This window comes from Metabacillus crassostreae, from assembly GCF_016908395.1.
GTDB classification, from domain to species: Bacteria; Bacillota; Bacilli; order Bacillales; family Bacillaceae; genus Metabacillus; species Metabacillus crassostreae.
Map to the genome: position 1 here is coordinate 200,705 of NZ_JAFBDU010000002.1, position 15,481 is coordinate 216,185.

Sequence of the window (15,481 nt, forward strand, 5' to 3'; positions counted from 1 at the left end):
TGTTTCTAATAACTACTTATTCGTACAACTGATTTTATTATACACTAAAAAGTTTAAAAAAGAATAAATATGTATTTTTTACTTAAGCTATTTCTTTCATAATTTCAATATTTAGGTTTCCATCACAGTTTAAATCTATTCGTTTTAAGGAGAACCTACATGGAAGAGCTTTTGAAATTAATATATCGATAACTCCGGATAGGTCTATTCGGGTGTAAATCGACATTTTTTTCAAAAAAATCTAAAAAAAGTGTAATTTTTACTAGTAATGCCTTTTTTTAAGATGTAATATGAAGGAGAATATTTTATTACTACCAAGTGATTTGGTAGGGTGGTTTTGGCTTAATCGGGGGAGGTCACCGTGTTTAACCAAAATGAGCAAAAAGAAAAAGCTCCAAAGAAACAAAAACAGATTAAATTAAAGAAAAAAGATTTAAACAAGCCTGGAGCCGATAAGAAACAAATAGGTATTTTCTCCTATATAAACACCATTCGCGGAAAATTAATTATATCTTTTGGTTTATTATCAATTGTCCTACTTATATCCGCTACAACTTCTTACACAAACATCAACAAGCTAGATAAAGAAATTGATTATTTAATTCAACATGACTTGGAAATAAACACAAGTACACAGGATTTATCAAGAATATTACTTAGTATGGAGACAAGCCAAAGAGGATTTGTTATTACAGGGCTTACAGATTTTATTTATCCATTTGAGAATGGTAAAAATGACATTCCTACAGAACTTGAACATTTAAGAAACCTTTTCAAAGGTAATGATAGTCAACTAGCAAAGCTATCAAGCATTGAGGAAGCCTTTAACAGCTGGGTTGCTTATTCTGATAGCCTTGTAAATACTCGTAAAACTGTAGGCTTAGATGAAGCTGCGACTATTGTGGAAGCTGGAGAAGGCACAGAGTATATGAATTCAATACAAACTGATGTTGAATTGATTGTTGCTGATCAACAAAAAAATCAACAAAGTAGAATAAATGACTTAAATGGACAAGTATCACTTTTTAAAGTCATAACAATTAGTTTAACCCTATTCTCTATTTTATTATCTATATTCTTTGCACTTAGCTTAACTAGAGGGTTAAAACTAAACTTAAATAAAATTAGCACCTCTATTCTTGAGATTGCGAATGCTGGTGGTAACTTAACAAAACGAATTCAGGTGAATTCAAAAGATGAACTCGCCGATTTAGCAAATGACACAAATCAATTAATTGATGGAATCAGCACTTTAGTACAGCAAGTTTCAAAAATGGCCCAAAATGTAACCGCAACCACAAAAAATTTACTGACTTCAACAGAGGAAACCACAACAGTGATCAATTCTATTGCGAATGCTTCTAGTGAGATTGCCTCTGGAAGTGAAAAAACCGAAACAAAAATGAAGATATCATTTGATATCATGCAAAGTCTTGAAAAAGCTGCAATTTCTTTAAGTGAACAAGCAGAAACAGTGAAGACTAACTCTATTAAAATGCAACAGGTAGCTCAAAATGGTGGGGATTCTGTTAAAGCCTCTTCTGAAAAAATGCTATCAATTGAAGAAACCATGTCGAACACAAATAAAACTGTTGAAGCACTAGGTAAGAAATCTACCGAAATCACTTCAATCATTAGCACAATAACTGACATTGCTGAACAAACAAATTTATTAGCACTTAATGCTGCTATTGAAGCTGCACGTGCAGGTGAGCAAGGTAAGGGATTTGCTGTTGTTGCAGCAGAAGTCAGAAGATTAGCAGAGCAATCTCAGGATGCCGCACGTGGTGTAAAACAAATTATTAGCTCTATTCAAGATGAGGTAAAGGTCATCATCAATCAAAATGATGAAGGAGTAAAAGAAGTTATCTCTGGAGTAGAGCTAACAAAGCAAACGAATAGCTCTTTCGAAGATATTGTGAAACAAACACAAATGACAACAACTGTCGTCAATACAATGGTTGATTATATCCAGCAAACGATGAATCTTAGTAAAGAAGTGTCAGATGCTTTTAATCAAGTGATCGAAATTTCATCTACTAATGCATCACATACGGAAACAACAGCTGCCGCATCTCAACAAGGCTCTGCAGCAATGCAGGAGATTGCTGCATCAACTTCAATGCTTTCTAAACAAGCTGATGATTTAATGAAGGTTATCGGGAATTTTAAGATCTAATAGTTTTAGTTTAAAATAACAAACTAAAGGTTGGAACATAATTAAAACGAGGCTGGGACATAAGTATTTAAGCTAAAAATAAACCCGAGATATTAGGTGATATTTCAATAAATTATTCGCCTAATATCTCAGGTTTTTATTTGCTGTCTTCAATAGGTTTTTTTGATTTTGCATACTTTTTTTAAGAACTAGTGGAATGGAGCGGAAGACATTTGACTCCTGCGGGTGCAGAGGAAAGGCTGAGACCCCACAGGCGCGCAGCTTACGAGGAGGCTTAGCTTCCTCCCCGGCGAATCTTATGTCTGCAGCGCAATGGAACGAACTTATTTCTTTCAACTTAACTGAATTTAGAGATTTATTCGCCTTTTGTATGACATCTTTAATTATGTCCCAGCCTCATTGATTGACTATTTATTATCATTTATAAAACATCATTCAGAATTCTAACTCCATACACACCACCAGCTATTTTACCTTCAGTTGATACAAATTTAACTTCTATTTTTTCTCTGTTTTCCGTTAGATTGCCTGGAATAGAGTAAACAACACTAAATAATTTGTCAGACATATCTCCATTTAATACTTGGTTTGCGATTACAGTATCGTTAATAGCAATTTGGAAATCTCGTTCATAAGCTATACCATCTAAATGTAAAATTTGATCACCACTAAAGTAGGTTACGTGTAAATACATATCTTTTTTCGGATCTACCTTCATTTCATAGCTGAAAAATCCATCATTTCGACTATCACGCCAGCCTTCATGAACTACATTCAAATATCCTGAATTTGAGTTCTCTGTTTTTAAATTATGTTCAACTTCAGGTTGTTGTTCATATGGCTGCACATGATCAACTGTAATAGATGCTAATTTTTCTGATTCGCTTTGTTCTTTCGATAAGAATTTCTCATATTCTTCTTTATCCATTACATTCCAATACAATGTGTAGCGTTGATGATGCAGTGCATAAAATGGTATAAGAGTTACCTTCACATTTCCTGGTTGACCTATTGATTCTGTTTCAAATGTTAAGGCACTTCTTTCCACTGGCTTAATCCAATTAGTTAGATCTGACTCTGCTGTTACAAGTGTTGGTACACTGATTAAAGGATAGTTGTTTAATTTTAGATGATCATCCAATATATCGGTTTCCGGAAAATTTTCTGTACCTAAAGCTCCAGCAAGGACGATTGGTCCGTACATAAATGAAACATGTGAAGAATCATCTTTAGCTTGATAAGTATGTAGCTCCATTGGTAGCTTAATATCAATTACATCCCCGTTTTGCCATTGTTTGCTTATTGTCAAATAACCATTTTCACTACTTGCAGCGGTTTGTTTATTATTAACTTCTACCACTACTTCTTTTGACACCCAATATGGTACACGAATATGAATGTTTAAAAACGCACCTTCGTTAGCTTCTATTGTTAATTTAGTTGAACCAACTTCAGGGAATAACGTTTCTTGTTTAATTTTCATATCCTTTTTATGCAAATTAATTTCAGATGCAATAAATAAATTCACGAACAGATTGTCTTCTTCTTGATGATAGATACTCCGTGTATAACGTGCAGGATTTTCCATACCGGTTCCTGTGCAGCACCAAAAAGAATCATCTGCAGAGCAATATACTTTAAAATGTCCAGGCTGTGTTGATACAAAATATGTTTTCATTCCTGTATCTGGATCCTGTGAAGCAAGTATATGATTATATAAAGCTCTTTCATAATAATCCATATATTCAGCTTTATGTGTCCATCTAAACAAATGCTCAGTAAGCTTCATCATATTATAGGTATTACATGTTTCAGTTGTGGTAATTCCTAACTCCTCTGATTTTTCAATTCCAAAATGTTCATTTTTAGAATTCCCACCTATTACATATGAACGGTTTTTGGTAACGATATCCCAAAAAAATACCGCTGCATCTCGATAATATTTCTCACCAGTAATTTCAAAAAGCTTTGCAGCACCTACTAATTTAGGAATTTGAGTGTTAGCATGCTTACCTTCTAGCTCATCAATTCCTTGTGATAATGGATCTAACACAGCTTTATGACAAAATCTAATTGCAAGATCAAGATAATCTCGGTTACCTGTAATTAAGTAAAGATCAGCCATAGCTTCATTCATTCCACCATGCTCACAGAATAGCATTCTTTGAAATTCTTCGTCTGTCAATCGATTTGTACCTTCCTTTGCCCAATCAGCAAGCTTTATCACAACTTCAAGGGCTTTTTCATTATGACAAATCTTATAAGCATCAATTAATCCAGCATAAATTTTATGAATGCTATACCATGGTACCCATGAGTCTCCCAAACTAAAATGAGAAACTTCAAAGTCTCCACCTGAAAACACTTTATCATAACAATCTCTTGGAAATCCGCTTACATATCCATATGGATCAAATGATTGAACATGTGCTAATTCATCAATTGCATAATCTAGTTTTTCCTTTAATTTCTCATCCTTCGTTACTGAATACATAGTGGCTGCAGCAGAAAGCCAGTGTCCTATAGAATGTCCACTAATACCTCGTGTTTCCCATCCACCATACCGTGGTTTTTTGGGTGTTTGTGAAGCTGCATCATAACAGCTAGCTACAAGACGATCCACATCTAAATACAGTAAATATTCTTTCCCTATTTGCTCTGAATCTTTAAAAATACCATCTAATAGCATTACATTCTTCATTATTAGTCACCTGCTTTTCATATTGTATACTACTATTATGAATGCAAAATTTAGTAACTGGAATTCACTAAACAATAGATTACATATCTTTTTTTTAGATATTTATGTTATTCTAAAATTGATAGAAAACATACGGTAAAGGTGATAACTATGAATAGCATAAAGTTAAACTCATATTCTCTTCCATTAATAAGAGACATAGGTTATATTCATGATAGCATAGGTATATTTCGTCATCCTGATCGAAAAATGAAAAAAATTAATGTTTTTATATATGTCGTTGAAGGCTCTATACATGTTATTGAAGAGGGATCAGAATATCGTATAAATAAAGGATCATATCTATTTCTCAGAAAAAATAAATCTCATTGGGGTGGAGACTTATATAAGCCTGGTACTAAATGGTTCTATATTCATTTTTATGACTCACCACCAAGTGAATCGTTGATAGAAGAAGTAGAATACAAGTATTATCCTCAGTCCTCTTTAATAAATGAAGATACCTATCATACTTCATTAAGTCTTCCAAAGCACGGAACAGTCACAAACGATAATTATACTGAATCAAAACTAAAAAACCTTGTTGCTTTATACGACAACCCTCATCCATTGCGCCCTTTACAGCTGTCAGTACAAACTTATCAATTCTTTATTGATTTATTTTCAAATCATATAGAAGATCAGCAAGAATCAAAAAACAATTATATAGTCAATCAGATGATCAAAATATTGAGAACCTCGGAAAATAAATTAACTGGAGAAGCAGTTGCAACCTCCCTTGGTATGAATTACGCCTATCTATCAACAATATTTAAAAAACAAACCGGTAGAAGTGTAAACGTATACCAAAATGAATTGCTTATTGAAAAGGCAATTGAAATGTTTAAAAAGAATGAAGGAAATGTTTCCGAAGTGAGTGATGCTTTAGGATTTTCTAACCCTTTTTATTTCAGCAGAGTATTTAAAAGAATTACTGGTGTTGCTCCGACAACCTATATTAATGAGAATTATCGATATCAATAATAAGAAAAGCTCAAGCGCCTTGTTCAACCCCGACTAGCATAAGATGATTAGGAAAAAAGAGATTATTTTCCCCTCGAGATGCTAGGAGAAAACAAAGCCCGAAGCTTTCTTATTACATAAGAAAGCAGTGTCAAATAAATAACACTGCTGTTGACCTGTAGCTAAAAACTATTTTACAACTAAAATAGATTACTATAAATCTATTTTCAATAGCATTGATGAGTGTGGAGATAATTCATAGCTAATCTCACTGTTTACGGAATCGAATTGTTGCTGTTTCCATAAATTCCTGATTGGAACATTTACTGAATTATTTAATCCTAATTTTTCAAGCTGTACAGATACTACCTGCTTTTCGTCTGCTATATTAAATAATGCCACATAAATTTCACTTTCACTATCACCTTTAGCTGTCCAAACCACTTTATCATTTTCCCGGTAAACTTGTCGGGCACTATGACTATTTTTGTGCATATCAAGGACTTCTTGATTAGTAAGTAAAGATAATGTCCACTCATCATTATCTCTTAATTCCCCACCAAACATTAATGGTGAACGAAAGATTGACCACAACGTCATCATTGTTACTTGCTCATCTTTAGTGAATCTTGTGTAACGATCACTTGCTCCTCCATCAACTGAACGAATTCCAATATGTCCTAAAGGCAGCATGTCAGCATCTGGCCAATAACCTGGTCCTATATTTTTACTCCATTTATAACAACGATCAAACATGTTATAAAGCAATTCCCACAGATCCCAGAAGTCATCAGTCATGCGCCACATATTAGCATTTTCTTCTAGTAAGCTCGCTTGTTCTAAAGGAGCAGGCCCTGGTGAAAGACTTAAGACCATTGGACGACCACATTGATCTAATGCCTTTCTAATCATTTGAATTTCATCTATATGTGGACCATAAAGCTTTGAATCTGCAATATCATCGACTTTAACGAAATCAACTTCCCATTCTGCATAAAGCTTAAATAGAGAATTATAGTAGTCTTGGGCACCATCCTTTGAAACATCCACACCATACATATCTGTATTCCATGGACAAATTGAATTAGGTTTAGCTATGTCTCTTGCAGTAATATTTGTGCCAAGGATAGGTGTATTTTGGTGGACAGCTTGACGTGGAATTCCTCTCATAATGTGAATACCAAATTTTAATCCAAGATTATGTATATAATCAGCTAATGGCTTGAAACCTTTTCCACCCTTTGCTGATGGAAAACGATTTTCGGCTGGTATTAATCGAGAGTATTCATCCATTTCTAGAGGAACAAATGGACGATATGCAGAAGAAACAGCCCCAGACTCTGACCACTGTATATCAACAACAACATACTCCCAACCATATTGCTTTAAATGAGTTGCCATATAATCTGCATTTCCTTTTACTTCATCTTCTCTGACAGTAGCACCATAGCAATCCCAACTATTCCACCCCATCGGAGGTGTTAATGCATATTGATGATGGTTCATTTTTTTACTCTACCTCCCAAGAAAAGTAATCGTTTACAAAATTGTTTAACTTATTGAAAATAGTTCAAGACAACAAGTTGAACGAATGTATTTTTTCCTATATTATTATTTGTACGTACATTAAGATTAAGATTTTAATAGATATTTGTCAAGGTATAAGTAAGGCTAAAAACCCTTATCAAAATTGAATTTTATAAAGAAATTAGATTTGCATTTACTATAATTCTCACACCCCTTCACGCTCGACTGTAAGATAAATTATGTAGAAATACCGAGGAGGACCAAAATTGTACGAACAACAAGCATTCAAAGAATATACTTTCATACCGGATAAGACATTTCCCCTGAACATATTCAAGGTTTCTCCCCCTAACGGAACAGGGATTCCTTTGCATTGCCAGGAACATTTGGAATTTATTTTAATCCGAAAAGGGATGTTTAAAGTTCAAATACAGGATCAGCTAACAGAATTGAACGAAGGAGATCTGTTATTCATAAATGCAAATGAAATTCATGGTGCCTATTCCTTATCAGAAGGATCTGAATTGATATCAATTGTCTTCAATGATGCTTTAATCCGTAATCTATCACTTGATAGTACAGAAAAGAAATATGTTCTCCCGATTATTAATCATGAATTAACTCTTCCAAGTATCATAAGAGCTAAAAATCCAGTAGCCGAACCGCTAACTAAGCGACTAGAGGATCTGTATATTGAATTTAGAGAAAAGAAAAAGGGGTTTGAACTTTTCATTAAAGCGAATCTTATCCATTCAATTGCATTAATTTATAGATTATCTGAGGAAAAACTTGATATTAGTCAAAATAAACGGGAAGACACATCGATTCAAAATATACTAATACACCTTAGTGAAAATTTTCAAAATCCAATTTCTATCACTAAAGCAGCAACTATTTGTAATCTAAGTCCTAATTATTTTTGTTATGTGTTTAAAAAAACAACGGGCAAAACGTTTGTAGAATATGTAAATATGTTACGTGTTCATGAAGCAGATCGATTATTAAGGGAGGGCTATCACTCTATTAGTGAAGTAGCTTATAAGGTTGGTTATTCGAATCTTACATATTTCGGAAGAGTCTTTAAACAGTATAAAACCTGCAGACCAAGTGATGTTGTTAAGGAAGTAAAAGAAGCAATGGAAAGCGTTAATACTTAAATAGCAACGACATTTAAATATAACTAAAAAAGCTTTCTCAACAGTTTTCAAAAGAAACTGTTCAAGAAAGCTTTTTTGTTATTTTCCTAAAGCTTGTATTCGGACATTTAGTTGATTGTTTAATAGATTATTAAATAAAATAGATTCGTTTCTTTTCGCTCCAATCCACTATAGAAAGGATCAACTTCTTAGAGCTAAATAAAATCTTATTTAGCCATGCTATTCTTTCTTCTTTGCAAGAAAAAGAATCCTCCACCTATGGCTAAGATCATAATTCCCATTGCTAAAAAGTTGAATGTTGAAGTAGCAGTGTTAGGTAGCTCATAGCTTTCTGTTGAAGCGCTTGCTAACTCTGATACTTCTTCATCATTTTCAATTTCTACAACTGAATAGATACTCAAGTGATCTGTTTGTACAGTCACTTTACCATTTTTGTATACTGCACCTTCAACAATTTCCCATTTCTTTGAGTCTTCATTGAAATATACCACTCTTAGGTTATCAGTGTTTTTTACTTTTTTCATATCTACTTCAAAAGATAACTCAAGTGGCATTTGGAATGAATGTAGAGTCACATCTCCTACTTTAATCGTAAAGTCATAGATTCCACTAACAAATCTTGAATCATTTGTATTCTTTAGACGTTTAATTTCAACATCTGCTCCTGATTCAATCATCTCTAGAGGAATGCTGATACTAGATCCTAAATCTTTAGGAGATAAAAGGACCTTTTCAATACCTTTTTCTTTTAGCAACTCAATGTTTTCTTTTGTTAAAGAAAGCATAGCATTTGTTGACTTACTATTCTTGAATTCAATGATAAGTTGACCATTGTTTTCCTTGATTTTCTCTAGATCTCTATTGTCAATTACTGCTTTTCCATTTTTTACTTTAGGTGATACAGTTGCTGGTTTTTGATTTTTCTTTGGTTTCTCTGTTTCAGGGGTTGGTGTTGTTGGTGTTTCTCCTCCATCACCTTCACCTGGTTGTTCTGGTGTTGTTGGCGTTTCTCCTTCATCACCTTCGCCTGGTTGTTCTGGTGTTGTTGGCGTTTCTCCTTCATCACCTTCGCCTGGAGGTGTTGGTTGTGTCTTACCTGGTACTTCTCCAGTTTGATAATAAGCCAAAATTTCTTCTTCCGTTAGTGACATATTATCATAAATTAATAACTCATCCATTAGACCTTTGAATGGTGTATCCCAGAAGTTAACTCCTAAGCCAAATACTCCGTCAGTTGTTGTAAATACATCTCCGAAATTTTCTCCTGAATACGTATTTACTCCGTTAATATAAATGTTTAGTGTCCCATTGTTAACTGTAAAAGCAACATGTGCCCATTCATTTGTGTTTAAAGCTAAATTAGTGTTTGCATCAACCCAGTTACCATCACTTGTTGACCAAATCATTGTGTTATGTTGTACCCAATCACCGCCTTGCGGAACAAAGCTTAACCAGTTATCCTCATTTCTAGCTCCAAAGAAAGCTGTTGTAAAGTTTGTTTTTTCTTCTGGATTTAACCAAAATGAAACAGTATATTCATTACTTGAAATAATACCATTTGGTAAACGAATACCTGATGATCCGTCAAATATAGCAGCTTGTCCTACTTTACCAGCTCCATACGTATTTGTTCCATCAGTACTTTCTATAGTAGCACCAGTCACTGTTCCTTCTTCAACATTTCCTGTGCTGTCTTCGATATTATCCTCGAAAGCATAGTGAGCTACTAATTTACCTTCTTTTTGATGTAAAACAACTACTGTGAATTCTTTTGTTGTAGTAAATCCACCTTTTGTAATTGTTGCTGTTAATGTAACCGTAGCATCAGCATCATTTGGACGTATAACTGCTCCATCCTCTGAAACGATCTCTGGATGAGTTGATTGCCATTTAATTTCAGTATTACGATAACCTTCTGTTGGAAGAGTTAAGTTACTAATTACCTTACTTGTATCACCAAGGTCTAAGTTATTCTTCACTTGTTCTACAAGCTCTTCATCTGTTTGAGTGATTGCTTTACTACCCCATATTGCTATACCTTCAGAAGATAAAGTAGTAAAAGTCATTAAATAACTCTGCGTAGTTGGATCCCATTGACGAACAAATACCCCATCATAAGTTTGCCCATCTACTTGTAACTGAACTTTATTATCACCAATTAACTCCCATGTACCTGTCACTTCACCAGTGACTGTTCCATCATTATTTAAGCCTACAAGAACAGACTTTTTAATTTCAGCAGTAATATCTTTGCCATGATTAATAAGTTTATATTCTCCAACAACATCTGCTTCTGTAACAGTTTCTAATGATTCTCCTGCATACTGATAAGGAGATACAACAGGCCAGCCATTTGAATTCGTATACATTTTATGTACGCGAATTTCATGCTGTTCTCCTCTTTCAGGAAAACGAGTATGGAAAATTAAAAATTGTTCACCAGTTGCTTCATCATAGTAAACAGAGTTATGACCAGGTGAAACATATCCAGTACCAATCCCAGTTCCTGGCTCTCCAACTTTTCGATCAAATAAGAAGTTACCCATTAATTTCACACCGAAAGGTTCTATTGATGCATCATCAAATATCGGAAGATCAGGATTAGCCTTCACATCAATCATGTCATTTCCTTCTGCATCAAGATAAGGGCCATCTGGATTTTCTGAACGCACAACACGCATATTATACCCACCAATTGCATCAAGTCCACCAAATGATAGGTACATATAGTAATAACCAGTCTCTGGAACATATTGAATATAAGAAGCTTCTATTCTACTATGGTTTCCTCCAAGTAGTTTTTTACCATATCCTTGACCAGGTAATTGCTTACCCGTTGTAGGGTTCATCTCTAATATAAAAATTCCACCAGAATACGAACCATATGTCATCCAAAGCTTTCCTTCAGCATCAAAAAATGTATCAGGATCTACTGCATTTGGATGGATTCTTGCATCATAAATTTCCCCATCTTCACTAATTTCATCCCACATACCAGATTTTAGAATAATTCCTTGGTCTTCATAAGGTCCTTCTACTTGATCTGCAACAGCAACTCCAAGTGCAGAACGTGGAGAGTCACCTTTACATGCATTGTAGTACATATAAAACTTTCCATCTTCAAGTTGAATAACATCTGCTGCCCATAACGTATCAGTTTGAGCCCATTCAAATGTTTCTTTTAAATTCTCTCTTACATCATCAAATAACGGATTATTTGCATCAACTTCAGATGCAAACTTATCCCATTTCATTAAATCTGGAGATTTTGCAGCTGCCAAGTGTGATCCGAATACATAAAACATGTCATCAACCTTGATAACAGAAGGATCATGTACAGAAGCATTTTGAAAAACAGGTACCTCTGCTGCTTGAACCTTAGGTACATGTTTAAATGCTGAACTTGGAATAGCAATGACGAATACAAATAATAAAATCAAAAACTTTTGCAACAACTGTTTCTTCATTTTCTCCTTCACCTCTTCTTTTATGACGAAGCTACTTTCAGGCTTCATCAAAATAGTTTCTAAGGAATAAAACCCTTACAAAACTGAATTTTCAATTTGTAAGCGCTTTTCCCTTTACGGAATTTATCGTATTATACACATACGTACATGTCAATATATTTTTAACTTATGTAAGTATAACTTTCCATAAAATTATTGTTAATTGTACGAACATATTTTATAATTATTTTAATCACACCTAGTGTTTCATACATAACGTAAAAATGATAACGCTTACAGAAGTGGATATCAATCTAGTAAAATCACGAAAGGAGGTTTCCTAGTAGGTATAAAAAAACAAAATTACGGAGGGATACTTTTGTTTAAACAAAAAGGCTGGAAAGTAAAAGGAAAGTTTATTCTTTTAACTGTTTTAATGGTTTTTACACTTACTCAAACTGTTTCTGCTTCATTTTGGAATGTATCAGGAGATGTGATGCTGCACGATCCTTCAATCATTAAAGAAGGCAACACCTGGTGGGCTTTTGGCACAGGTGAAGTTGATAAAAATGGATTGCGTGTTTTAAGATCTGATAATGGAACTAATTGGTCTGCAACACCTGTTATTTTTCCACAGCCTTTATCATGGTGGAGTAACTATGTTCCTGGCCATACAAGTGCTCAATGGGCGCCAGATGTTAATTACTATAATGGTAGATACTGGGTTTACTATTCTGTATCTAAATTCGGGACAAATACATCTATGATCGGTTTAACCTCTACAGAAAGTATCAATTCTGGTAACTGGAGAGATGATGGATTGGTGATAAGATCCACTTCTACAAATGATTATAATGCAATTGATGGTGATCTGGTTATTGATAAAAATGGAGAGCCTTGGCTTTCTTTTGGTTCTTTCTGGAGTGGAATTAAATTAACTAAATTAGATAAAAACACGATGAAACCAACTGGTCAGCTTTATTCAATTGCCGCTAGACCAAATCATCCAGAGCATGCTATTGAGGCACCTAATATTACCTATAAGGATGGGTATTACTATCTATTTGTTTCTTTTGATAAATGCTGCCAAGGTCTAGATAGCACTTATAAAATTGCTTATGGACGATCAGAGAATATCACAGGTCCATATGTGGACAAAAATGGTGTAAACATGATGAATGGCGGTGGTACAATTCTTGATGCTGGTAATGATCAATGGATCGGACCAGGTCATCAGGATGTTTATAACAACAATATCATTGTTCGTCACGCATACGATGCGCAAAATAACGGATTGCCTAGATTGCTGATAAATGACCTTTATTGGGATATAAACGGTTGGCCTACTTATGATAGTAATGCAGCAGGTATTCTCACAGGATCAAAGTATAAATTAATCAACCGCGGAACTGGTAAAGTAGCTGAAGTTAACGCAAAAAGCATAGCTGATGGTGCCGATGTGATTCAATGGACTGATAGTGGTGGCACACATCAGCAATGGACAATTACCAATCTCGAAAACGGCTACTATAAATTAAACAATGTTAACAGCAGTAAAGCTATGGAGATCTATGGTTGGGACACAAATAATAATGGTGATGCTGTCCAATACTCAGATCTTGGTGGAAACAACCAACAATGGAGCTTTGTGCCACTTGGTAATGGGTACTATAAAATCATTAACCGTCATTCTGGTAAAGCACTAGATGCTTTTGGATCTTCAAATGGCTCTGATATTATTCAATATGATTACCACGGTGGAAATAATCAGCAATGGCAATTAGTAAAGGTGAATTAAGTTTAGTCTTGATAAACTTAATAACTTAGAAAAATCTTAATTTAAAAAGAGGCTCTGACATAATTAAAGAAATCATATAAAAAGACGAATAAATCTCAATCAGTTAAGTTGAAAGAAACAAGTTCGTTTCATTGCGCTGCAGACACTCGCTTTCCACGGGGAGGAAGCTAAGCCTCCTCGGCGCAAGCGCCTGTGGGGTCTTAGCCTTTCCTCTATTCCCGTAGGAGTCAAGTGTCTTCCGCTCCATTCCACTAGTTCTTAAAAATAGTATACAAAATCAAAAAATCTATTGAAAACAGCAAATAAAAACCCGAACTATTAGGCGAATTATTAATTAAAATATCACCTTATAATTCGGGTTTATCATTAGCTTAAATACTTATGTCCCAGCCTCTCTCTTCTATACCTCATATTTTATCTTTGAGAAAGAACATCCTTCTCATATTTCTTCACATCTTCCAGCCAAGCTTCCTTCACAGGCACGCCCATTTGTTCACAATAATAATCCCAAATTGCACCAAATGGATATGTTTTGAATTCTTCTATTAAAGCTAATCTTTCTGTAAAGTTTCCTTCTTCTTGTAATTTTTTTAAATGCTCGTTTGGTACAAGCATGGCATTTAGTAAAGATTTAATCATGTTACGAGTTCCAATTGTCCAAGCCGCTACACGATTTATACTTGCATCAAAGAAATCTAGTCCGATCATTACTTTATCTAGTGCATCATTACGTACGATTTCAAGAGATATTTCTTTTAGCTCATCATCAAGTGTCACAACATGGTCGCTATCCCAACGAACTGGTCTTGATACATGTAATGCTAATTTATCACTATATAACAGCATGGAAGAAATCTTATTTGAAACCATTTCTGTTGGATGATAGTGTCCTGTATCTAGTAAACAAAGCTTATTATTTTTCAAAGCATAACCTAAATAAAATTCATGTGAACCGACAACATATGATTCAGATCCGATGCCAAATAATTTACTTTCCACGGCATCGATATTGTATTGCTCATCTATTTTCTCATTAAAAATTTTATCTAATGACTCTTTTAAACGAACTCTTGGTGTTAATCGATCACTTGGTACATCTTTATAACCATCAGGAATCCAGATATTTGTTAAAGTTGGAGTTCCTAGCTCTTTACCGAAGTATTCGGCAATTTTACGACTAGCAATACAGTGATTAATCCAAAACTCACGAATTTCTGGTTTTGGATGTGATAATGTTAAACCATCCGAAGCTTTTTCATGAGAAAATAATGTCGGATTAAAATCAAGTCCTAATCCATGTTCTTTTGCCCAATTCACCCAGTTCTCAAAGTGTTTAGGCTCCAATTGATCACGCTCTACCACTTCACCGTTTGTTTCAGCATAAATAGCATGCAGATTGACACGGTGTTTCCCTGGGATTAATGATAACGCCTTTTCTAAATCACTTCTTAATTCGTCTGGTGTTCTTGCTTTACCAGGATAATTTCCTGTAACATCAATCCCTCCAGATAATTCACCTTTATTAACTTCAAAGCCACTAACATCATCACCTTGCCAGCAGTGGATTGATATTGGAACTTGCTTTAGCTGCTTCAGTACTTCTTCTACATTGATTCCCCATTTTTCATATTGCTTTTTCGCTAATTCATAGCTTTCTTTTACTGACATATT

The 15,481-nt window shown here is 34.4% G+C and carries 8 protein-coding genes and 1 pseudogene; 5 read left to right on the forward strand and 4 right to left on the reverse strand.

Translation table 11 applies throughout. From position 1 onward, the window contains the following. Positions 1-361 precede the first annotated feature (361 nt). Entirely contained in the window at positions 362-2,179 is a 1,818-nt protein-coding gene (locus tag JOC75_RS24345) for a methyl-accepting chemotaxis protein (protein WP_204953719.1), read from the forward strand. A gap of 421 nt (positions 2,180-2,600) precedes the next feature. Here the strand turns inward: JOC75_RS24345 and JOC75_RS08910 are convergent, their stop codons facing one another. Beyond that, a complete protein-coding gene (locus tag JOC75_RS08910; RefSeq protein ID WP_204953720.1) occupies positions 2,601-4,880 on the reverse strand; it encodes a glycoside hydrolase family 127 protein in 2,280 nt (759 codons plus the stop codon). A 150-nt stretch (positions 4,881-5,030) separates the two neighbouring features. Between JOC75_RS08910 and JOC75_RS08915 the strand changes: the two genes are divergently transcribed. Next, on the forward strand, positions 5,031-5,903 hold the full coding sequence (locus tag JOC75_RS08915) for an AraC family transcriptional regulator (protein ID WP_204953721.1): 873 nt from the start codon (positions 5,031-5,033) through the stop codon (positions 5,901-5,903). A 192-nt stretch (positions 5,904-6,095) separates the two neighbouring features. Here JOC75_RS08915 and JOC75_RS08920 read toward each other — a convergent pair whose 3' ends face one another. Continuing rightward, complete coding sequence (locus JOC75_RS08920; RefSeq protein ID WP_204953722.1) at positions 6,096-7,388, reverse strand: glycoside hydrolase family 27 protein; 1,293 nt, start codon at positions 7,386-7,388, stop codon at positions 6,096-6,098. Positions 7,389-7,675: 287 nt separating this feature from the next. On the opposite strand from JOC75_RS08920, the gene JOC75_RS08925 reads away from it, so the two are divergent. Then, positions 7,676-8,566 (forward strand): helix-turn-helix domain-containing protein, encoded by an 891-nt coding sequence (locus JOC75_RS08925; RefSeq protein ID WP_204953723.1) that lies wholly within the window; start codon positions 7,676-7,678, stop codon positions 8,564-8,566. A gap of 206 nt (positions 8,567-8,772) precedes the next feature. Here the strand turns inward: JOC75_RS08925 and JOC75_RS24225 are convergent, their stop codons facing one another. Then, the gene (locus JOC75_RS24225; protein ID WP_204953724.1) at positions 8,773-12,033 is read right to left on the reverse strand and encodes an arabinan endo-1,5-alpha-L-arabinosidase AbnB; all 3,261 of its coding nucleotides are present in this window, start codon (positions 12,031-12,033) and stop codon (positions 8,773-8,775) included. A 415-nt stretch (positions 12,034-12,448) separates the two neighbouring features. Between JOC75_RS24225 and JOC75_RS08935 the strand changes: the two are divergent. Next, positions 12,449-13,363: pseudogene (locus JOC75_RS08935) on the forward strand (glycoside hydrolase family 43 protein); the annotation flags it as partial. A gap of 18 nt (positions 13,364-13,381) precedes the next feature. Continuing rightward, positions 13,382-13,810, forward strand: a complete 429-nt coding sequence (locus JOC75_RS23935) for an RICIN domain-containing protein (RefSeq protein WP_338036576.1) — start codon at positions 13,382-13,384, stop codon at positions 13,808-13,810. A 414-nt stretch (positions 13,811-14,224) separates the two neighbouring features. On the opposite strand, the gene rhaA is transcribed toward JOC75_RS23935, so the two are convergent. Next, positions 14,225-15,478 carry an L-rhamnose isomerase gene (rhaA, locus tag JOC75_RS08940; RefSeq protein ID WP_204953725.1) on the reverse strand — a complete coding sequence of 418 codons (1,254 nt, stop codon included), beginning with the start codon at positions 15,476-15,478 and terminating at the stop codon, positions 14,225-14,227. Positions 15,479-15,481 lie beyond the last annotated feature (3 nt).

Coding starts and splice junctions, on each gene's coding strand:
- rhaA (WP_204953725.1), bottom strand. CDS start 15,478: ATGTCAGTAAAAGAAAGCTATGAATTAGCGAAAAAGCAATATGAAAAA.
- JOC75_RS08910 (WP_204953720.1), bottom strand. CDS start 4,880: ATGAAGAATGTAATGCTATTAGATGGTATTTTTAAAGATTCAGAGCAA.
- JOC75_RS08915 (WP_204953721.1), top strand. CDS start 5,031: ATGAATAGCATAAAGTTAAACTCATATTCTCTTCCATTAATAAGAGAC.
- JOC75_RS08920 (WP_204953722.1), bottom strand. CDS start 7,388: ATGAACCATCATCAATATGCATTAACACCTCCGATGGGGTGGAATAGT.
- JOC75_RS24225 (WP_204953724.1), bottom strand. CDS start 12,033: ATGAAGAAACAGTTGTTGCAAAAGTTTTTGATTTTATTATTTGTATTC.